Source organism: Oleiharenicola sp. Vm1 (assembly GCF_047777955.1).
Taxonomy (GTDB): Bacteria; Verrucomicrobiota; Verrucomicrobiia; order Opitutales; family Opitutaceae; genus Didemnitutus.
Genome location: NZ_CP180537.1, coordinates 2,323,780 through 2,342,925, shown reverse-complemented (window position 1 = coordinate 2,342,925; position 19,146 = coordinate 2,323,780). Strand labels below are relative to the sequence as shown.

General features: G+C 69.6%; 17 protein-coding genes and 1 pseudogene. 12 read left to right on the top strand and 6 right to left on the bottom strand.

The genetic code is table 11. The features are described 5' to 3' along the window. Nucleotides 1-4 precede the first annotated feature (4 nt). Complete coding sequence (locus ACMYLB_RS11495) at nt 5-682, bottom strand: response regulator (protein ID WP_415907149.1); 678 nt, start codon at nt 680-682, stop codon at nt 5-7. A gap of 162 nt (nt 683-844) precedes the next feature. Here ACMYLB_RS11495 and ACMYLB_RS11490 point away from each other — a divergent pair, with 162 nt between their 5' ends. The 3 genes and pseudogenes from ACMYLB_RS11490 (at nt 845) to ACMYLB_RS11480 (ending at nt 3,506) form a co-directional block, all read left to right on the top strand. Then, entirely contained in the window at nt 845-1,120 is a 276-nt protein-coding gene (locus tag ACMYLB_RS11490; RefSeq protein ID WP_415907148.1) for a DUF4242 domain-containing protein, read from the top strand. A gap of 158 nt (nt 1,121-1,278) precedes the next feature. After that, nucleotides 1,279-1,545, top strand: a complete 267-nt coding sequence (locus ACMYLB_RS11485) for a DUF4242 domain-containing protein (RefSeq protein ID WP_415911066.1) — start codon at nt 1,279-1,281, stop codon at nt 1,543-1,545. A 132-nt stretch (nt 1,546-1,677) separates the two neighbouring features. Next, a pseudogene (locus ACMYLB_RS11480) lies at nt 1,678-3,506 on the top strand (OPT family oligopeptide transporter). A gap of 10 nt (nt 3,507-3,516) precedes the next feature. Here the strand turns inward: ACMYLB_RS11480 and ACMYLB_RS11475 are convergent. Continuing rightward, a complete protein-coding gene (locus tag ACMYLB_RS11475; RefSeq protein ID WP_415907147.1) occupies nt 3,517-4,083 on the bottom strand; it encodes a hypothetical protein in 567 nt (188 codons plus the stop codon). A 280-nt stretch (nt 4,084-4,363) separates the two neighbouring features. Continuing rightward, nucleotides 4,364-6,595 (bottom strand): primosomal protein N', encoded by a 2,232-nt coding sequence (gene priA / locus ACMYLB_RS11470; protein ID WP_415907146.1) that lies wholly within the window; start codon nt 6,593-6,595, stop codon nt 4,364-4,366. Between the two features lie 108 nt (nt 6,596-6,703). Between priA and ACMYLB_RS11465 the strand changes: the two genes are divergently transcribed. Continuing rightward, nucleotides 6,704-7,165 carry a Fur family transcriptional regulator gene (locus ACMYLB_RS11465; RefSeq protein WP_415907145.1) on the top strand — a complete coding sequence of 154 codons (462 nt, stop codon included), beginning with the start codon at nt 6,704-6,706 and terminating at the stop codon, nt 7,163-7,165. A gap of 3 nt (nt 7,166-7,168) precedes the next feature. Beyond that, the gene (locus ACMYLB_RS11460) at nt 7,169-7,567 is read left to right on the top strand and encodes a TPR end-of-group domain-containing protein (protein ID WP_415907144.1); all 399 of its coding nucleotides are present in this window, start codon (nt 7,169-7,171) and stop codon (nt 7,565-7,567) included. A gap of 12 nt (nt 7,568-7,579) precedes the next feature. Here ACMYLB_RS11460 and ACMYLB_RS11455 read toward each other — a convergent pair whose 3' ends face one another. From ACMYLB_RS11455 to hemW, 3 genes are read right to left on the bottom strand one after another with little or no spacing between them, the layout of a single operon-like run. Then, nucleotides 7,580-8,596 (bottom strand): M23 family metallopeptidase, encoded by a 1,017-nt coding sequence (locus ACMYLB_RS11455; protein WP_415907143.1) that lies wholly within the window; start codon nt 8,594-8,596, stop codon nt 7,580-7,582. Continuing rightward, nucleotides 8,593-9,096, bottom strand: a complete 504-nt coding sequence (locus tag ACMYLB_RS11450; RefSeq protein ID WP_415907142.1) for a hypothetical protein — start codon at nt 9,094-9,096, stop codon at nt 8,593-8,595. The genes ACMYLB_RS11455 and ACMYLB_RS11450 overlap by 4 nt, the downstream gene beginning before the upstream one ends. Further along, nucleotides 9,093-10,319: a radical SAM family heme chaperone HemW gene (hemW, locus tag ACMYLB_RS11445; RefSeq protein WP_415907141.1), complete on the bottom strand. Its 1,227-nt coding sequence runs from the start codon at nt 10,317-10,319 to the stop codon at nt 9,093-9,095. The genes ACMYLB_RS11450 and hemW overlap by 4 nt, the downstream gene beginning before the upstream one ends. Before the next feature lie 60 nt (nt 10,320-10,379). Here hemW and ACMYLB_RS11440 point away from each other — a divergent pair, with 60 nt between their 5' ends. From ACMYLB_RS11440 to ACMYLB_RS11410, 7 genes are all read left to right on the top strand, one after another. Then, nucleotides 10,380-11,294: an IPT/TIG domain-containing protein gene (locus ACMYLB_RS11440; protein ID WP_415907140.1), complete on the top strand. Its 915-nt coding sequence runs from the start codon at nt 10,380-10,382 to the stop codon at nt 11,292-11,294. 16 nt (nt 11,295-11,310) lie between these two features. Further along, nucleotides 11,311-11,667 carry a hypothetical protein gene (locus ACMYLB_RS11435; RefSeq protein ID WP_415907139.1) on the top strand — a complete coding sequence of 119 codons (357 nt, stop codon included), beginning with the start codon at nt 11,311-11,313 and terminating at the stop codon, nt 11,665-11,667. A 49-nt stretch (nt 11,668-11,716) separates the two neighbouring features. Continuing rightward, complete coding sequence (locus ACMYLB_RS11430; RefSeq protein WP_415907138.1) at nt 11,717-12,709, top strand: small ribosomal subunit Rsm22 family protein; 993 nt, start codon at nt 11,717-11,719, stop codon at nt 12,707-12,709. Nucleotides 12,710-12,855: 146 nt separating this feature from the next. Then, nucleotides 12,856-13,215 carry a hypothetical protein gene (locus ACMYLB_RS11425; RefSeq protein ID WP_415907137.1) on the top strand — a complete coding sequence of 120 codons (360 nt, stop codon included), beginning with the start codon at nt 12,856-12,858 and terminating at the stop codon, nt 13,213-13,215. A 39-nt stretch (nt 13,216-13,254) separates the two neighbouring features. Beyond that, on the top strand, nt 13,255-13,920 hold the full coding sequence (locus ACMYLB_RS11420; RefSeq protein ID WP_415907136.1) for an ABC transporter ATP-binding protein: 666 nt from the start codon (nt 13,255-13,257) through the stop codon (nt 13,918-13,920). A 33-nt stretch (nt 13,921-13,953) separates the two neighbouring features. Further along, nucleotides 13,954-16,380 (top strand): ABC transporter permease, encoded by a 2,427-nt coding sequence (locus ACMYLB_RS11415; RefSeq protein WP_415907135.1) that lies wholly within the window; start codon nt 13,954-13,956, stop codon nt 16,378-16,380. 186 nt (nt 16,381-16,566) lie between these two features. Beyond that, entirely contained in the window at nt 16,567-18,978 is a 2,412-nt protein-coding gene (locus tag ACMYLB_RS11410) for an ABC transporter permease (protein WP_415907134.1), read from the top strand. Nucleotides 18,979-19,146 lie beyond the last annotated feature (168 nt).

Here is a 19,146-nt window from a genome sequence, read left to right as displayed (position 1 = left end):
GGGTTCACGAGCAGCGTTCGCGCAGCCAGGTCGAGGCGCAAGCGAGGAGTTCCTGATGCGTGTTCAGCGCGAGCTTGTTCTTGATGTTCTCCCGGTGCGTTTCGACCGTCTTCACCGAGACGCCGAGCCGCTCCGCGATCACGCGCGTCGGCAGCGGCAGGCCCACGAGGCGGAAAACCTGCAGCTCGCGATCGGTGAGCTGCGCGTCGATGCCGTCCCCCGCCCGGCGCACCGGCGCGGCGTCGGCGAACATCAGGCTCGAGACGATCGCCGGCACGACCAGGCCGCCCGCCGCCACCTCGCGGGCGGCGCGGAAAAGCGACGAGACGGCGTCGCGCTTGGAAATGAACGCCCGCGCGCCGGCCCGGAACGCGCGCAGCGCATAGACGTCCTCCGGCTCGAGCGTGAACACGACGACCCGCACGTCGGGCGCGAGCACGCCGAGCTCCTTGATCAGCGCCAGCCCGTCGGTCTCGCCCAGCATGAGGTCCATCACCACGACCTGCGGGGCGCGGCGCAGCACCATCGCCTTGAGCTCCGTGGGCGTCGCGGCGCTGTCGATCGCCTCCAAGTCGCACTCGTCCGCAATCAGCCGCACGAGCCCCTCCCGGAGGGCCGGGCACTCGTCGGCGACCGCAATCGTGAGACGAGGCGAGCAGGGATCGTGGGCGGAGACGGACATGCGCGCGTATCGAAGCGCCCGCGCCCCGCGCGACAACCAATCGCCGGAAATTTTTCCGCCGGTGGCACTTTTCCCTCAGGAACCGCCCGAAGCGCGAATCAGGGAGCCGCCCCGATGCCGCGCGCCGCGATTCTGTTAACGTCGGGGCTCATCCCTCCACCCATGCCCAAATACGTCATCGAACGAGACATCCCGTCCATCGGCAGCTTCTCCCCGGCCCAGCTGGGCGAAGCTTCCCGCAAGTCCTGCAACGTCCTGCACCAGCTCGCGCCCCGCGTGCAGTGGGTGCAGAGCTACGTGACCGGCGACCGGCTGTATTGCATCTACATCGCCGCGAACGAGGAGGCCGTGCGCGAGCACGCGCGCCTCGGCGGCTTCCCCGCGAATCGCGTTTCCGAAGTGAAGGCGATCATCGATCCCACCACCGGCGGCGACTGAGCCGACCCGGAAAATTTTATCCACCAACCACCGCTCCCATGAAATCACTGCCACGTTCCCTCCGCTCCCTGCTGCTCGCCGTCGTGACCTGCGTCGCGCTCGGCTCCGTCTCCGCCGCCGACCAGCCCCGGCCCGAGTCGCTGCCCGCCGGGCTCAACATGTATGTCATCGAGCGCACCATGCCCGGCCTCGGCAAACTCACGCCCGCCGAGCTGAAGTCCGCCTCGCAGACCTCGTGCGGCGTGCTGCGCGACCTCGCGGGCCAGGTCACCTGGCTCCACAGCTACTGCACCGGCGACAAGATGTATTGCGTCTACCTCGCCCCGAGCGAGGCCCTCGTCCGCGAACACGCCAAGCGCGGCGGCTTCCCGGCGGACTCGGTGCTCAAGGTGAACACGATCATCAGCCCCAAGACGGCGGAGTAGTCCGCGCCTTCCGTCCGCGGGTGTCCATCGGCCGGTCTGCTCGCGCGGACCGGCCGTCTTATTTCCGGCCGCGTCCGGCGGGCCGGGCTTGCGCGGGTGCGCGGCGGCGGCATCGTCGGCGGAAAACTCCCCATGCCGGACTCCGTCGCCGCCCCCCGCCCCGCCCCGCACGATTCCCCCCGCGAAGCCGACTGGCTGCGGCAGACCTACCAGCCCGGCGCCATCAACCTCACCGTGCGCGGCGTGGTCGTCGGCATGCTCATCGGCGCGGCGATGAGCCTCTCGAACCTCTACGTGTTCTTCAAAACCGGCTGGAGCATCGGCGTGACCCTCACGGCCTGCATCGTGGCGTTCGCCGTCTTCCAGGCGCTGCACGGCTTGCGCCTGACGAAGAAGCCGCTCACCGCACTCGAGAACAACGCCCTCAGCACCGTCGCCTCCGGCGCCGGCTACATGACCGGCGGCGGCAACATGGCGGCCTTCGGCGCGCTGCTCATGGTCACCACCATCCGCCCCGACCCGCTGCCGATGATCGCGTGGTTCGCCGTCATCGCCGCGCTCGGCGTCTTCGCCGCGATCCCGATCAAGCGCCAGCTGATCAACCAGGAGGGGCTCTCCTTCCCCACCGGCACGGCGACGGCGGAGACGATCAGCTCGATCCACGGCGCGGCGGCGGGCGGCGGCGCCTCCAAGGCCACCTGGCTCGGCCTCGCCGCGGCGTTCGGCGCCGTGCTGACGCTCTTCCGCGACGCGTTCAAGCTGCTGCCGACGCAGGTTTCCATTCCCTTCGCCAAGCTCGGCGGCCGCTCGCTCGCCGAGTGGACGATCGCGCTGAAGGTCGAGGTCGTCCTCTTCGGCGCCGGCGCGCTGACGAGTTTCCGCGTCGGCTGGTCCCTGCTGCTCGGCGGCGTGCTGACCTACGGCGTGCTCGCCCCGGCGCTCGTGGAGCGCGGCATCGTCACCTCGGTCAGCTACAAGGGCATCGTCGCCTGGACGCTCTGGCCGGGCGCAGCGATCCTAGTCGCGTCGGGCATCACGTCGTTCGTGCTGGATTACCAGAGCATCGTGCGCGCGTTCACCGGCATGGGACGGATCTTCCGCCGCTCCAAGGAAGCCGAGCAGGGCATCGCCGCGCTCGAATGCCCCGAGTGGTGGTTCCCGGCGGGCTTCGTCGTGCTCTCGCCGATCGTGGTCTTCCTGATGACACGGCTGTTCCAGATTCCGCTCTGGGCCTCGCTCATCGCCGTGCCGCTGGCCATCATCATGGGCTTCGTCGCCGCCCGCGTGACCGGCGAGACGGACGTGACGCCCACCAAGGCGCTCGGCCCCGTCACCCAGGTGATCTACGGCGTCATGTCGCCGGGCAATCTCACCGGCAACATCATGTCGGCGAACGTCACCGGCGGCATCGGCCTGCACGCCGCGGACCTGCTCACCACGCTGAAGACCGGCTGGCTCCTCGGCGCGAAGCCGCGGCAGCAGTTCTACGCGCAGCTTTTGGCGTCGTCGCCGGCGCCATCGTGATCGTGCCGGCGTTCCGCCTGCTCATCCCTGATCCGTCCGTGCTCGGCGGCGAGGACTGGCCCGCGCCGTCCTGCGTGGTTTGGGCCGGCGTGTCCAAGGCCTTCTCCGGCGGCCTCGCCGCGCTCCACCCGACCTCGAAGACCGCGATCATCGTCGGCCTCGTGCTCGGCGTCGCGATGGCGCTGTGGGACAAGTTCGCCCCGAAGCGCCTGCGTCCGCTGCTGCCCTCGCCCGCCGGCATCGGCATCGCGATGGTGCTGCCGGGCAGCAACTGCATCGCCATGTTCCTCGGCGCCGCGTTTGCGGAGCTGATGCGCCGCTGGAAACCGGTGCTGGCCGAGAAATCGGTCGTGCCGATCGCCTCCGGCTTCATCGCCGGCGAGAGCCTGATGGGCATCGCCATCATGGCCTACGAGCAGCTGAAGCGCTTCCTGTGAGCCGCCGCGCCTAGAGCGCGCGAACCCAGTCCTGCACGATCGCACCGAAGGCCGGCAGCGCACGCCGGAAGGCCGCGCCCCGCCCCAGCGACGCGATCGCGCGGTCCGCACCGCGCCAGTCCAGCAGCCCCGCGGGGTCGGCGATCGACGGCCGCACCGCGCGGTGGCCCTTGGCGCCGAAATGCAGCACGACCTGCACGCTCTCGGTCGAACGCAGGAACACCGTGCCGAAATATTCGTGGGTCGCCCAGCTGAGCGAATTCCACTTCAGGCCCGACCGGATCGACGCGTCGCACGCGCGCACCGCCCGGTCCAGGGCGAGGATTTCCTGCTTCAGCGGATGATCGAGCCGGGAGAAAAAATCCTCCACTTCGACGGACGGATGGCGCGATGGACGGCGGGGCGTGGGCACGGGCGCGACAGTGGCGAGTCGCGGATCCATTTCAACCTTCCGGATTGTCGCCCCCTGGCGGCCGCAGGCGGTGCGGCGTCTGAGCCGGGAAAATGTTGGCCGCCGCTCGGCAGGCAGCTTGCGCTCGCTCTGCCGAACGGCGGCCACGACCGCGATGTCATTCAACGCGCGGACGCTTGTGCGGAAACGTTCCGCGCGCGTGAATGGCGTGGCCCGTCGGTGCGGTGATGCGCCCCAGCGCCACCGGCCGACTTGCGGTCGAAACTGGCCGGGAAGCCGCCGCGCAACGGCACCTCCCGGGAAAATCAAAGAGCGGGGAATGCGACCGCCGTTCCTCACTTTCCGCACGGCGCGACGGACGCGTCCGCAAGCTACTCTCGAACGGGAGCGTCCGCCATCGTGCCGGCGCCGGTCGGCCACATCGGATATTCTCCGATGCGCGCGGTTACACCAAACTCATCGGATCGACGTCGAGCACCTGCGTCACATCCGCCGGCCACTCGATCGTCTGCTGGAGCTTCACCAGTTCGGCGACGACCTTCGCCGTCCGCTGGGTGAAATACCAGATCTGGAAGCGATACTCGTCCTTCACCTTCTCGATCGGCGCCGGCGACGGGCCGCGGATCTCGATCTCCCCGCCGAGCGTAGTCTCGACTTTTTTCGCCCACTGCTGGGCGAAAAACATGATCTTCTCCGGATTCGGGCCGCGGAAGATGTGATGGATCAGGTGGCGATACGGCGGGTAGGCGAAATTCTTGCGCATCGTCAGCTCGGCCTCCGCGAACCCGTCGAAATCCGACTTCTTCGCGAACTGGATCGCGTCCGCCTGCGGCGTGAACGTCTGCACGACGACCTCGCCCGCGCGGTCCCCGCGGCCGGCGCGGCCGGCGACCTGCACGAGCAGCTGGAAGGTCCGCTCGTTGGCGCGGAAATCCGGCACGTGCATCGAGAGATCCGCGTCGATCAGGCCGACGAGGGTGACGTTCGGGAAATCGAGGCCCTTGCCGATCATCTGCGTGCCGATGAGGATGTCGATCTTGCCGGCGCGGAAGTCGCCCAGGATCTGCCGGAACCGGTGCTTCTTCGCCATCGTGTCGGCGTCCATGCGCTCGAGCCGCGCGCGCGGCAGCACGCGACGCACCGCCTCCTCCACGCGCTGCGTGCCGAGCCCGCGCCAGCGGATCTCCGGCGCGGCGCACGCCGGGCACACCGCCGGCGCGCCGCGCTGGTGGCCGCAGAGGTGGCACTTCAGCGTCTCGTCCGCGCGGTGATACGTCATCGCCACGCTGCAGTGCGGGCACTCCTCGACGTGGCCGCACTTGCGGCACTGCATCGACGACGAGTAGCCGCGCCGGTTGATGAACAGGATCGTCTGCTCCTTGCGCGCGAAGCGCTGGTGCATGTGGTCGACGAGCAGGCGCGAGAGCGTGGTGAGCCCGCGCGTGCGCATCACCTCGATGCGCATGTCCACGATCTGGATGTCGGGGAGTTTCTTGTCGTCGACGCGCTTGGTCAGGCGGTCCTGCACGTATTTGCCGGCGCGGACGTTGGCGATCGACTCGAGCGACGGCGTCGCCGACCCGAGCAGGCAGACGGCGTGGGCAAGCTTCGCCCGGTAGACGGCGACGTCGCGGCCGTGGTAGCGCGGCGTCTCGTCCTGCTTGTAGGCGGGCTCGTGTTCCTCGTCGACGACGATGAGCCGCAGGTCCTGCACCGGGGCAAACACCGCCGAGCGCGCGCCGACCACGACACGCGCCTGCCCCGACGCCAGCGCCGTCCAGCCGTCCAACCGCTCGCCCTCGCTCAAGTGGCTGTGCCAGACGACGGTCTTGTGGCCCGCCGCCTCGAAGCGTCCGCGGAGGCGCGCCACCGTCTGCGGCGTCAGCGCCACCTCGGGCACGAGGTAGATCGCGCTGCTGCCGGCGGCGAGCACCGCCTCGACGGCGCGCAGGTAAACCTCGGTCTTGCCTGAGCCGGTGACGCCGTTGAGCAGGTGCACGGCGAACTTCCGCTGCTCCAGGCTCGCGCCCACGGAGGCCACGACCGCGGCCTGCTCCGGGTTCAGCTCCGGCGGGCGCGTCGCCACCACTTCCCCGCCGCTCCAGTTGTCCGCGTAGGCCACGCGCTCGACGTGGTGCAGCTCCTCACGGATGACGCCGTGCTTGAGCAGCGCATTCGCCACCGCGGCGGTGGCGCCGAGGCGGTGGAGGACGAGGGATTTCTTCACCGGACGGAACTGCTGCTGCAGGAAATCGTAGAGTTTCGCCTGCTTCGGCGCCTTGCGCACGAGCGCGGCGTGCTCCTCCGGCGTCAGCGCGCGGGCGACCGCGAGGTATTTGTCGTGCTTGAGCCGCGCGCCGGCGCGCACGGCGCCGGGGATCATTGTCTCGAGGACGGAATCCATCCGCGCCGCGTAGTAGCTGCTCATCCAGCGCGCGAGGCCGAGCAGGTCCGGGGTCAGCGCGGGGAACTCGTGCAGCACCGCCGCGATCGGCTTCAGCTTCTCCAGCGGCACGTCGGGCAACGCGTTCAGCTCCAGCACCAGGCCGATGCCGTGGCGGTGGCCGATCGAGATCCGCACGAGCGAGCCCGCGCGGACGGCGTCCACGAGCGACTCCGGCACCCGGTAGTGCAGGAGCTTCTCGAAACCCGCGAGCGGCTGGACGGCCACGATCATCGCCTGAGACGATGCCCGCGCCGCGTGTGAGGCAATGCGTTTTCGCCGCCAAGGGACGCGCCGCGTTCCGCGTTGACACTCGGAAACGCCGTCCCCGATGCTGCCGGCGTGAGCGTCGAGGCTGCCCGCGAAAAATTCCAATCCTACCTGACCGAAAAGGGTCTCCGCGTGACCAGCCAGCGCCTCGCGATCTTCGACGCGGCCTTCGCCCAGAAGGAGCATTTCACCGCCGAGGAGCTGCTCGATCACGCCCGGGCGATCGACGACTCCGTGTCCCGCGCCACCGTCTACCGCACGCTGCCGATCATGACCGAGAGCGCGCTCCTGCGGGAGGTCGACATCGGCAAGGGCGAGAAGTTCTACTTCCCCTCCTCCGGCAACACCCAGGTCGCGCAGGTCGTCTGCGTCGACTGCGACAAGATTTTCGAGATCAGCGCGCCGTTCATGGAATGGTATGGCAGCACGGTCTCGTCCAAGCTCGGCCTCAAGCCGATCTCCCAACGCCTCCAAGTCAGCGCGCAATGCATCGCCTTCCGCGAGCGCCACGCCTGCCCGAACCGCACCAAGTAGCCCATGTCCCGCCCGCCGAAGAGCGATCCCGCCTTCGAAATCACCTTCTTCGAGTCCGTCCACCGCCGCTGCCCGCGCTACGCCGAAGTCATCGAGCTCCTCGGCGGCCTCTACACCAAGACCGGCCGCATCGCCGACGGCCTGCGCATGGATCGCAAGCTGGTCAAGCTCCAGCCGACCAACGCCACCGCGCACTACAACCTCGCCTGCAGCTTCGCGCTGAGCAACCGCCCGCTCGACGCGCTCGACAGCCTGCGCGTCGCGCTCACCCTCGGCTACACCGACCACGAGTGGATGCGCCAAGATCCGGACCTCGCGAGCCTGAAGGTCGATCCCGAGTTCCAGCGTCTCCTCGCCGCAGTGAAGACTGCCGCGAAGGGCGCCAAGCCCCGGCGGCGCTGACCGCGGCCGGCGCTAGCGGATGCCGAAGACCTGCTCGATCATCGTGCGCAAGTCGCCGCCGGGCGCGTAACTGCCGCCGCGGACGCGCACAAGGTCCTTGCACCGGTGCGCCCGCGCCAGCGCGGTGTCGGCCGACACGACGCGCACCTCGCCGGCGCGCATGCCGATGACCTCATTGCCGGACAGCGGCGTCCACGCAAACGGCAGGCCGGTGGCGTTGCAGGCGACTTCCCAGCCGGCCACGAGGCCGTTGATCGGCTTCCGCAGGAGCGAGGGATAGCGCCGGATGAAGTCCGGCACCCGCGTCGTCGCCACGCGCAGCGTCACGACCGGTCGCAGCTTGTCGAAGTATTCCTGGAACGAGTCGACGCGCCCCGTGCGCCACGCGCGCAGGAAGTCCAGCGGGTCGATGCCCATCAGGTTCATGCCGTTGAAATCGCCGTGCTCGTTGCGGTTGCCGAAGCGGCGCATCGCATACCACGCCTCGAAGTTGTCCGTCGCCCGCAGGCCGATCTCGAAATGGAGGTGCCCGCGCTCCTTCGGGATTGCGTAGCCGCCCGCGCTGCGCCCCATCAGGCCGATCGTCTGACCCTTCTGCACGCGCACGCCGGGGCGGATGCCCGGCTCAATCCGCGCCAGATGGGCGTAGAGCGTGTAGACTGCCGGGGTCTGCTCGGGATGCTCGATGACGATGTAGCGGCCGTAATTGCTCGAGCCGGGCGATTGGCTGACGTGCTTCACCACGCCGTCCATCGCCGCGAACACCGGATCGGCCGGCTCCCCGCGGCGGTCGCGCGTCGTCGGCTTGAGGTCGAGGCCCTCGTGGAACTGCGAGCCCCCGCTGCGCACGCAGCCGAAGAGCCCCGACTCCGGATCGCCGGACACCGTCGGCTGGATGAATTCCTCGATGCGGCCCGACGTCCAGGCCTTCTGCGGGGTGGGAAAAACCAGGTCGATGCGCGCGTGCGCGACCGTCGCCACCACGGCGGCCAGCCCGCACTGCAACGCCATCAGGCGCGCGCGCTTCATGGCCGGGCCTTTCGTGCCGCCGCCACCAGGTCGGCCGAGGTGCGCTTCAACCGCGCGACCACCGCCGGCAGCTGCTCATCGGGCAACTCGACGAAGGTGAGGATCGCGCCGTCCTCGATCGGCCCGTCGATGCGCCGCGCGCCCACGAAGCGGTCGTCCAGCGCCAGCACGAGCCGGCGGCCCGGCGCGCCGACCGACAGCCGGTAGAGGTCGCGCGCCGCCGCCGCGTTCAGCTGCACCAGCAGACAGCGGCCCAATTCGACCTGCGCGATCTCGGCCCCGACCAGATCGTATTCTCCCACGACGGGTTTCGGCGCGACCGTGATCGTGACGCCGCTCTGCGGCAGCGTCACGGCGACGCCGGCCTCGTCCGGTTTCGCCTCCAGGTAAAACCGCGCGCGCAGCGGCGCGTAATCCGCCGGCGTCTGCGGCGCGGTCGCACAGCCCCCGAGCAGGAGGCCGGCACTGAGCGCGAGCGAGGCGACCGGAGGCAACGTCATTGCCCCGCAGCCTTTGGATCCGACGAAAAGGCTTCAAGCACTTCCGCGCCGACCGCGTCGGCGAGCAGGCGCCCCCGCGGCGTCAGCCGGATGCGCCCGGCCGGCGAATCGACGAGCAGGCCCTCGAGCAGGAGGCGCGGCAGCAGCTCGTGCAGCGGATCCCAGGGCGCGCCGGGGAAGCGGCCGCGCAGCTCCGGCAGCGACACGCCTTCGTTCATGCGCAGCCCGAAGATCACGCTGTCGGCGGCGAGCAGCTCGGGCGTCAGCGCGGTGCGGTCCGCGGTCGCGCGGCGCCCCGCCGCGACGTCCGCGTGCCACTGCGTCAGGTCCGGCGGATTGCTCGCCCGCCAGCCGGCGAACTGCGAGGCGCCCGACGGCCCGAAGCCGATCCACTCGTGCATGCGCCAGGTGTTCAGATTGTGCCGGCAGCTGTGGCCGGGACGGGCGAAATTCGAGACCTCGTATTGCGCGAAGCCGGCGCCCTCGAGGAATTCCCACGTGCGGAGGTAGAACGCCGCCTCCTTCTCCGGATCGAGCTTCACCTTGCCCTGTGACAGCTTCACCCACAGCGCCGTGTCCTCCTCGAAGGTCAGGCAATAGGTCGACAGGTGGTCGGGCGCGAGCCGCACGACCTCGGCGAGGTCCGCACGCCACTGGGCCTCGTCCTGGTTCGGCAGCGCGAACATCAGGTCGAGGTTCACGCTCGGGAAACCCGCCGCGCGGATCAGGTCGTAGGCGCGGTAGACCTGCTTGGGCGTGTGCTGGCGGCCGAGCGCGTCGAGCAGGGTTTCGTTGAAGCTCTGCACGCCGAGCGAAATCCGCGTCACGCCCAGCGCCCGCAGCACGGCCAGCCGCTCCGCCGTCACTGTGGCCGGCGCCAGCTCGACGCTCCACTCCGCCGGCGCGCCGCCGCAGAAGTCCACCATCGCGCGTCCGAGTTGCTCGAGCTCGCCCGCCCGCAGCAAGCCCGGCGTGCCGCCGCCCCAGAACGCCGTGTCGACCCGCCGCCCGGCCCGGGGCACCAGCGCCATCTCGTCCCGGATCGCCGCGAGGTAGCGCGGCACGGCGTCGGCCTTGGGCACGGTCTGGTAAAAGGCGCAGAAATCGCAGGTCGTCGCGCAGAACGGCACGTGCACGTAAACGCCCAACGCCGGCACGACGGCCGGCGGCGCGGCGTCGGCGCCGTTCCGAGACTTTTCTTGCCCTGCGGGGAACCCGGCCATTAGAAATGCGTCAATTTCCGACCAGCCAACGGCCTGCGCGGCCCGGCGCAACCTTTTCCCATGCAACTCCTCTCCTCCCGATTCCGTCGCCTCGCGGCGCTCGTCAGCGCGTCCGGCGCGCTCTGGCTCCTGACCGGCTGCCAGGTGATGACGATCACCAACATGACGCCGGACAACGTGCCGGCGAACCCCTCGCAGATCTACACGATCACCGCGACGTTCAAGCCCGCGTCGTTCTCGATCGACGAGGCGTCGATCAAGCCCCGCATCGTTATCGACGGCCAGATCTACCCGATGACGAAGAGCAGCGCCGCCGAGCTCTGGGAGTTCGACTACCAGCTGCCCGCCGGCCGCACGAACGCGAACTACTATTTCATCGTTTCCTACCTCGGCAAGGACGCGCCCCCGGGCGCCATCCCCACCGAGGCGCACTCCGAGCTGCAGCACATGAGCATCGCGGGCCGCTACGTGCTCCGTCCCGAGGCCGGCCGCGCCCCAGTCGGCGCGCGCGTCAGCGTCCTCGGCGCCGGCTTCACGCCGAACGACGTCGTCTATTTCGACAACCAGCCCACGCGCACGGTGTTCGAATCGCCCAGCTCGATCAGCTTCTTCGTCCCCGCGGTCGCCACGGGCAAGAGCTACACGCTCCGCGTCGCCGGCGGCGGCACCGCGCTCGCGGTCGGCTCCTTCCGTGTCGACGCCATCAACTTCACCGTCTCGCCCAGCGCGCTCACGCTCCGCGCCGGCGAACAGCAGGCGATGACCTTCACCATTCCCCAGCCCGCGCCCGCCGGCGGCATGCTCATCGACGTCCAGACCGACGCCCCCGAGAGCATCATCATGCCCGAGGTCATCGTCCCCGCCGGCCAGACCAGCGTGACGATCGCCGTGCAGGGCGGCAAACCCGGCACCGGCTCGCTCTTCTTCAAGAGCAGCGCGGGCGAAAGCTCCGTGCCGGTGACGGTGACGAAGTAGGAGCCAGCCGCTGCCGATGCCGCGCGAATCGGACCTGGCTCGGCCGCTGCACAATCCGCTCTGGTGGTTCGTCGCCACGGTCGTGACGGCAACATTCTTGCGCGCTCATGCTGCGATCGCGTCTGGCGCGCCGGTCGATCCCTCGCTCACTGAACGCGTGCTGCTCGGCTTCTGCGTCGCCTGCTGGATTGCGCGTGATGCCGGAAAGGATGCCCGCGAGTGGCCGGCTGACTACACGTTTATGTTTTTCCCTCTCGTTCTGCCGATCTACCTGTTTCTTACCCGGCGCTGGAAAGGCGTCGCCTGGTTCCTTGCGCTGACGCTCGCCTATGTCGGCTTCTCGGTATTGCCCGGCCTGTTGCTCAATCGATGAGCAGCAGATCCGATCGACCTTGCCTGACGCACGCCTGTCCCTATCGCCAATGGACCTGACTTCGCTCGACTGGGAAGTGCTCGATCGCCTGCGCGAGACGTTCCTCACGGACGCGCGCGCCGCGGGTCCCTACTGGCACACGATCACCGACCTCGAGGCCTACGACCTCACCTACGCCGAGCGCATCGGCTGGAAATGGGATGCCGTGCTGCGCGAGCTGCGGCTCCGCCGCTGGAGCGCCCCGGCCAACGCCACCGTCTTCGACTGGGGCTGCGGCAGCGGCGTGGCCGGCCGGCGCGTCGCCGCGTTTCTCGGCCTCGGTCAGGTCGCCCGCCTCGTCCTCCACGATCATTCGCCCCTCGCGGTCGATTTCGCCCTCCATCGCGCGCAGCAGCGCCTCCCCGCCCTCGCCGTCGAGCGCGCCAGCTATCGTTTTCTCCAGGAGGGAACGATCGACGTCCTCGTCGTCAGCCACGTGCTCAACGAGCTCGACGAGACCGGCCGCGCCGAGCTCGCCGGCCTGCTCGCCCGCGCCCAGACCGTCCTCTGGGTCGAGCCCGGCACGCACGAGGTCTCGCGCGCACTCGCCGGCTGGCGCGAGCGCCTGCGCGCGGACGGCCTGCCCACCGTGGCGCCCTGTCCGCACGACGCCCCCTGCGGCCTGCTCGCTCCCGGTCGGGAGCGCGACTGGTGTCACTTCTTCGCCGCGCCGCCTCCGGAAATTTTCGCGAACTCCGAATGGGTGAGATTCGGCCAGCGCGCGGGCATCGACCTGCGCTCCCTGCCTTACAGCTTCCTGGTCCTCGATCGCCGCGCCGCACCGCCGCCCGCCGACGCCTCGCGCATTTTGGGCGAGCCGCGCGTCTACAAGGGCTACGCCAAGATCTTCAATTGCTCGGCCCGCGGCGTCGAGGAGCTGATGCTCCAGCAGCGCGCCGACAAGGATCTCTTCAAATCCCTCAAGCGCGCCAGCGGACCGCTGGTCTACCGGTGGACGCGCGACGGCGATCGCATCAACGCCGCGGAGCGCCTGTTGTCATAATTTCCGTCCCGAGTTTGGGACGGCCAAATTTCGCTTCCGAGCTTCGCGCGCGAGTTGCCGCGCCACCATCCCGCGCAAGCCGCTCTACACCAACACTCCACATCCCTCGTATTTCGTGGCATGCACCGTGCAAACCCGGCGGCACCATGGAAGCCCCGCTCCAGGAATCGTGCCCGCTCACGCTTCGTCGCCGCACTCGGATCGTCAGGCCCCTGCGTCTTCCCGTCGCCCGCTCCCTCACCCTCGTCGCCTCTCTCGCGGTGCTGACGCTCGCCAGTGCGACCGAACCGCCGGGTAACGACGCCCGCCCTGAACTCGGACGCCACGAGTCCAAGCCTGCCGAGCCCGCCGACCGGCCCGCGCCGAACGACGGCAGCACGATCAACGACAGCGCACCCGCGGTCCCGCCAGCCGCAGCCGCGCCTGCGCGCGATGCCGCCAAGCCCACGCGTCCCGCCGCCAAGCAACGTCCCGCCTGGCCGCCGCCGCCGGAGCTCATCTCCTAAGCGCTTGGCGCCCCTCGTCGCTCCGACATTCTCCTGTTCATGATCTCCCTCCGTAACGTCGAAAAAGTCTACCCGCTCAAAGGCGGCGTCTTCTACGCCCTCCGCAACGTCAACCTCGAGATCCGCGAGGGCGAATTCACTTCCATCATGGGCCCGTCGGGCTCCGGCAAGTCTACACTCCTCCACATCCTCGGCCTGCACGACAGCGCCTGGAACGGCGAGTTCACCCTCTTGGACGAGCCCATCCACAAGCTCGACAAAAAGAAGCGCTTCGAGCTGCAGAAAAAACACATCGGCTTCGTCTTCCAGAGCTACCACCTCCTCGACGACCTCACCGTCTACGAGAACCTCGAGATCCCGCTTTCCTACCGCGACATTCCGAAAAAGGAACGCGAGTCCGTCGTCTGCGACGTGCTCGACCGCTTTGGCATCGTGGGCAAGAAGGACCTCTACCCGAACCAGCTCTCCGGCGGCCAGCAGCAGCTCGTCGGCGTCGCGCGCGCGCTCATCGCCAAGCCCTCGCTCATCCTCGCGGACGAACCGACGGGCAACCTGCACAGCGACCAGGGCCGCGAGATCATGAAGCTCTTCAAGAAGCTCAACGAGGAAGGCACCACCATCATCCAGGTGACGCACTCCGAGGAAAATGCCTCCTACGGCTCGCGCGTGATCCGCCTGGCCGACGGCATGATCGTGTCGAAATAACGCTCCCCCGGCCGGCCCGCCGGCACCTACCCCATGCAGTTCCTCCGACTCGCATTTCGCCAGGTCCGCCTGCAGCCGGGCTTCAGTCTCACCGCCGCCGCCTCGCTCGCGCTCGGCATCGGGCTGGTCGCCACCCAATTCAGCCTGATCGACGGCATCCTGCTGCGCGGCATTCCGGCGCCGGACGCCCAGCGCGTCATGCACATCGGCCGCCTCAGCCCGGCGAGTCAGGGACGCGACGGTTGGGAATCGCTGCCTTACCGCGATTTCCTCGCCTTCCGCGAGCGCCAGACCTCCTTCGACGTCCTCGTGGGGTCGACCTCGGGAGGCATGAACCTCAGCGCGCCGGGCCGCATCCCGTCGCACCATCCGGGCGGCTTCGTGACCTACAACGTCCCGGAACTGATGGGCGTCCAGCCGATGCTCGGCCGCTGGTTCACCGCCGCGGAGGACCAAATCGGCCAGCCGCTGCTCATCGTGCTCTCGCACAAGCTCTGGCAGGAGGAGTTCGCCGCCGACCCCGGCGTGCTCGGCCAGCCGCTGAGCGTGAACGGCGTCGCCGGCACGATCATCGGCGTCATGCCGCCGTATTTCTCGTTCCCCGGCTCCGAGCGGCTGTGGGTCAATCTCCGCCCGGGCCCGAACGACCCGCGCACCACGCCGGTCGATCGCGCCGAGCTGATCGGCCGCCTCAAGCGCGGCGTCACCGTCGAGCAGGCGCGCGCCGAATTCGACGGCATCGCCGCCCTGCTCGAGCAGCAGTGGCCGGACAGCAACCGCGGCTACAACCGCATGGACATCGAGAAAATCGCCTTCGCCTACGCCGGCGGCGGCACGATCCCGATCCTCGCCCTGCTGCTCGCCATGACGGTGTTCATCCTCGCCCTCGCCTGCGTGAACGTCGCCAACATGCTCCTCGGCCGCGCTGCCCAGCGCACGCGCGAGCTCGCCGTCCGCGCCGCCGTCGGGGCCAGCCGTTTCCGCCTCGTCCGCCAGCTCCTCGGCGAGGCCTTTGTCCTCGCCGCCCTCGGCGCGCTCGGCGGCTTCGTCGTCGCGCTGATCGGCGTCGACCTGCTCAACACCCACCTGGCGCACCAGCCCTACACGCCCGACTGGTTCGACTTCCGTCTCGATTATCGCATCATCGGCGCGACCATCCTCCTCACGGTGCTGGCCGGACTCTTCGCCGGCATCATGCCGGCCCTCCAGGCCTCGCGCCTCGACGTCAACACCGCGCTGAAGGACGATGCCCGCGCGGCCTCCAGCATGGGCCTGGGCCGCCTCGCGCGCTGGCTCGTCACCGCCCAGATCGCCTTCTCGTCCGCGCTCCTCGTCGCCGCGTGCGTCGTCGGCTGGACGGTCTTCGACATCCGGCAGGCCAACCTCCGCTACGAGCCCGACCGCCTGCTCACCGGCCGCATCGAAATTCACGACGCGGTGTATCCGTCCGTCGAGAAGCGCGCGCAGTTCTTCCGCGAGCTCATGCAACGCCTGCAGAGCGAGCCCGGCGTCGACTCCGTGGCTGTGACCAGCCGCAACTTCATCGGCAACGGCGTCCCCACCCAGGTGGCCCCCGAGGGCATGGTGTTCGCCCACCCCAACGACCGCCCGTCCACGTGGCTCGAGGTCGTCTCCACCGACTACTTCAAGCTCATCGGCGTCTCCGCGCTGCGCGGCCGCCTCTTCGACGCCCGCGAACACTCGCTCAAGGTCCGCGCGGCGGTGGTCAACGAATCGTTCGCCCGCAAGTTCTGGCCCGGCCAGGATGCCGTGGGCCGCCGCTTCCTGAGCGCCCAGACCCCGGAGGGCGAATGGCTGACCGTCGTCGGCGTCGTGCCCGACCTGAAGATGCAGGGCCTGTTCGCGCCCCCGGGCATCGACGAGGCGGGCTTCTACCTCGTGCAGGACCAGATGGGCTGGGGCTGGCTCGATATCTTCATCCGCACCAAGGGCGACCCGCTCCAATACGTCGCGCCCGTCCGCAAGGCCATCGCCTCGCTCGATCCCAACCAGCCCATTCACTCCATCGGCACGCTGACCACCGTCACGGCCCAGGCCGCCCGCGGCTTCACCATCGTCGGTGTCATGGCCGGCATTTTTGCCCTCGTGACCCTCTTCCTCGGCTCGATTGGCGTCTACGGCGTCATGTCGCTCGCCGTCCGCCGCCGCACGCGCGAGTTCGGCGTGCGCATGGCGCTCGGCGCCACGGTCGGCCAGGTGCTGCGGCTCGTCCTCGCGCAGGGCGGGCGCCAGATCGCGGTCGGCCTCGTCATCGGTCTCTTCGGCGGCTTCCTGCTCACCCGGCCGGTGCAAAGCCTCTTTGGCGCCGGCATGACGAACAACCCGCTGGTCTACCTCGTCGTCGCCGTCCTCACCGCGCTCGTCGGCCTGCTCGCTCTCTGGCTGCCCGCCCATCGCGCCGCTCGCATCGACCCGATGGAGGCGCTGCGCACCGAGTGACGCGCTCGCCACGCGGTTCCGCCGCTCACTCGCCTCGCCCAGTCCCTCCCCTCAACCCCGCCGGCGCGGCCAGACCTGCCTCCCGCCCCTCTCCACGCTTTTCGCTCCCCGCCCCGCGCCCTCGCTTGTCCGGAGTCCAGCGCCCCGGCGGCCGCGCGGAGCAAAGCATTTCGTTTCCCCTGACCCATGACCACCGACCTCCGCTACGCCTGGCGCCAGCTCGCCAAGTCTCCCGGCTTCACCCTCGTCGCCGTCCTCGCGCTCGCCCTCGGCATCGGCGCCAACGTCGCGCTGTTCAGCGTCATCAACTCCGTCTTTCTCCGTCCGCTGCCCTACCACGAGCCGGACCGGATCGTGCGCCTCAGCTCCACCAACGAGCAGCAGAACTTCACCCGCATCGGGTTCTCCTATCCGCGCTACCTCGCCGTCCGCGGCGGGCAGCAGGTTTTCAGCGAGCTGGCCCTCGGCGTCTTCAACGGCTTCACCCTCACGGGCCGCGGTGATCCGCAGCAGGTCGCGGGCATGCACATCGACGCCAACTTCCTTCCCGTCCTCGGCGTCCAGCCGCTTCTCGGGCGCAACTTCAACGCCGACGAGGACCGGCCCGGCGGCGAGCCGGTCGTGATGCTGAGCCATGCGTTCTGGCAGAAGCAGTTCAATGCCGACCCGTCCGTGCTCGGCCAGGCGCTCGTGCTCGACGGCCGCCCGCACACGATCATCGGCGTCCTCCCGCCCGCGCTGTCCGCCTTCCCCTTCAACCAGCAGCAGGTGTGGGTGCCGCGCCCCGCCGAGGTGCCCTTCCTCGTGCCCGCGCAGCTCGACGGCGGCGGGTTCTTCTTCCAGGCCATCGCCCGCCTGAAGCCCGGCGTTTCGCTCCGGCAGGCCCAGGAGAACCTCGACGTCATCGCCGGCGCCTATCGCGCGGCGAATCCGAAAAACGTCGACGCGCCCTCGCGCGCCGAGCTTGTGCCGCTCCTCGAGGACGCCGTCGGCGACCAGCGCCGCACTTACCTCCTGCTCTTCGGCGCCGTCGGCTGCGTGCTGCTCATCGCCTGCGCCAACGTCGCCAATCTGCTGCTCGCGCGCTTCGTCGGCCGCCGCAAGGAGATCGCGGTGCGCTTCGCCCTCGGAGCCCGCCGCGCCCAGGTCGTCCGCCAGCTGGTGATCGAGAGCCTGCTCGTCGCCGTGACCGGCGGCGTGCTCGGCGTGCTGCTCGCCCAATGGACCCTGGGCGCGCTGGTCACGCTCGGCGACAACCTCATCCCGCGCGCGCTGGAGATCGGTCTCGATCCGCGCGCGCTGGGCTTCGCCCTCCTCGTCGCCCTCGCGACCGGTGTGGGCATGGGCCTGCTCCCGGCGCTCCAGGCCGCCGGCGTCGACGTCAACGACACGCTCAAGGACGCCACGCGCGGCTCGTCCGGATCCGGCCAGCGCCTGCGCTCCGGCCTCCTCGTGGCCGAGATCTCGCTCTCGCTCGTCCTCCTCATCGCCGCCGGCCTGCTGCTGACCAGCTTCGCCCGCCTGCAGGGCGTCGCACCGGGCTTCGAACCGCGCGGCGTGTTCGTCGCCCAGATCGCTCCCTCCCCGCAGAAATATCACGGCGAGAAGCTGGTCACGTTCTACGAGCAGCTTTACGCGAAACTGCAGGGCCTGCCCGGCATCCAAGCGGCGGCCGTGAGCGACCGCGTGCCGCTGACCGGCAACCAGACGCCCGCGCCCGTCGCCGTGGCCGGCCGCCCGCTGCCCGCGTTGAGCGAGCGCGCCAACGCCAACCGCCACCTCGTCTCGCCGCGCTATTTCACCACGCTCGGCATCCCGCTGCGCGCCGGCCGCGACTTCGACGAGCGCGACAGCAGCAAGGTCCCGCACGTCGCCATCATCAACGAGGCCTTCGCCCGGAAACATTTCCCGGACGAGGACCCGCTCGGCCGCACGCTCATCACCGGCATGGGCCAGCTGCCTTCCCAGATCGTCGGCGTCGTCGCCGACGTCCGCTCGACCACCCTCAACACCCCGCCCGAGCCGGACTACTTTCTCCCCGCCCTCCAGCGTCCGGAAAACTTCACCAACATCCTCGTGCGCACCGCCGGCGATCCCGCGGGCGCGGCGTCGCTCGTGCGCGCGGCCCTGAAGGAAATCGACCCCGACCTGCCGCTGCTCAACCCGCAGCCGCTCACCGCCCGCATCGCCCAAAGCGTCGCCAACCGGAAGCTCGCCATGCTGCTCCTCGCCGGATTCGCCGGCCTGGCCCTGCTGCTGGCGAGCATCGGCGTCTACAGCGTCATGGCCTACCTCGTCGCCCAGCGCACCGCCGAGATCGGCATCCGCATGGCGCTCGGCGCCTCGCCCGAGAACGTCATGACGATGGTGCTGGGCCAGGGCCTGCGCCTCGCGCTGCTCGGGGTGGTCGTCGGCCTCGGCGTCGCTTTCGCCGTCACACGGCTGATGCAGCAGGCGCTCTTCGGCGTGCAGCCGCACGACCCGCTGATCTACGCCGGACTGTCGCTGACGATTCTCGCGGTCGCCGCCCTCGCCTGCTGGCTGCCCGCGCGACGCGCCACCAAGGTCGATCCGCTCATCGCGCTGCGCGCGCCGTGATCGTCGCTCGGGGCGCGGCCCTCTCGCCGGACGCGCCCGCACCGCGACGCCGGACGGTCGCCGGCGCGGACGCCGCCGCAGTGAACGATCGACGCCTGCCAGGAGCTCTGCCGGGCGGCCGCAACTTTCTCTGTCAAGGCGTGCACCAAAATGCCGCAAGTTCGCCAC

Bases quoted from the DNA above. Each gene is read 5' to 3' on its own strand.
- ACMYLB_RS11455 (WP_415907143.1), bottom strand. From the start codon at position 8,596: ATGAAGCGCGCGCGCCTGATGGCGTTGCAGTGCGGGCTGGCCGCCGTG.
- ACMYLB_RS11425 (WP_415907137.1), top strand. From the start codon at position 12,856: ATGGAAGCCCCGCTCCAGGAATCGTGCCCGCTCACGCTTCGTCGCCGC.
- ACMYLB_RS11415 (WP_415907135.1), top strand. From the start codon at position 13,954: ATGCAGTTCCTCCGACTCGCATTTCGCCAGGTCCGCCTGCAGCCGGGC.
- priA (WP_415907146.1), bottom strand. From the start codon at position 6,595: ATGATCGTGGCCGTCCAGCCGCTCGCGGGTTTCGAGAAGCTCCTGCAC.
- ACMYLB_RS11410 (WP_415907134.1), top strand. From the start codon at position 16,567: ATGACCACCGACCTCCGCTACGCCTGGCGCCAGCTCGCCAAGTCTCCC.
- ACMYLB_RS11435 (WP_415907139.1), top strand. From the start codon at position 11,311: ATGCCGCGCGAATCGGACCTGGCTCGGCCGCTGCACAATCCGCTCTGG.
- ACMYLB_RS11420 (WP_415907136.1), top strand. From the start codon at position 13,255: ATGATCTCCCTCCGTAACGTCGAAAAAGTCTACCCGCTCAAAGGCGGC.
- ACMYLB_RS11490 (WP_415907148.1), top strand. From the start codon at position 845: ATGCCCAAATACGTCATCGAACGAGACATCCCGTCCATCGGCAGCTTC.
- hemW (WP_415907141.1), bottom strand. From the start codon at position 10,319: ATGGCCGGGTTCCCCGCAGGGCAAGAAAAGTCTCGGAACGGCGCCGAC.
- ACMYLB_RS11495 (WP_415907149.1), bottom strand. From the start codon at position 682: ATGTCCGTCTCCGCCCACGATCCCTGCTCGCCTCGTCTCACGATTGCG.
- ACMYLB_RS11450 (WP_415907142.1), bottom strand. From the start codon at position 9,096: ATGACGTTGCCTCCGGTCGCCTCGCTCGCGCTCAGTGCCGGCCTCCTG.
- ACMYLB_RS11460 (WP_415907144.1), top strand. From the start codon at position 7,169: ATGTCCCGCCCGCCGAAGAGCGATCCCGCCTTCGAAATCACCTTCTTC.
- ACMYLB_RS11430 (WP_415907138.1), top strand. From the start codon at position 11,717: ATGGACCTGACTTCGCTCGACTGGGAAGTGCTCGATCGCCTGCGCGAG.
- ACMYLB_RS11440 (WP_415907140.1), top strand. From the start codon at position 10,380: ATGCAACTCCTCTCCTCCCGATTCCGTCGCCTCGCGGCGCTCGTCAGC.
- ACMYLB_RS11485 (WP_415911066.1), top strand. From the start codon at position 1,279: ATGTATGTCATCGAGCGCACCATGCCCGGCCTCGGCAAACTCACGCCC.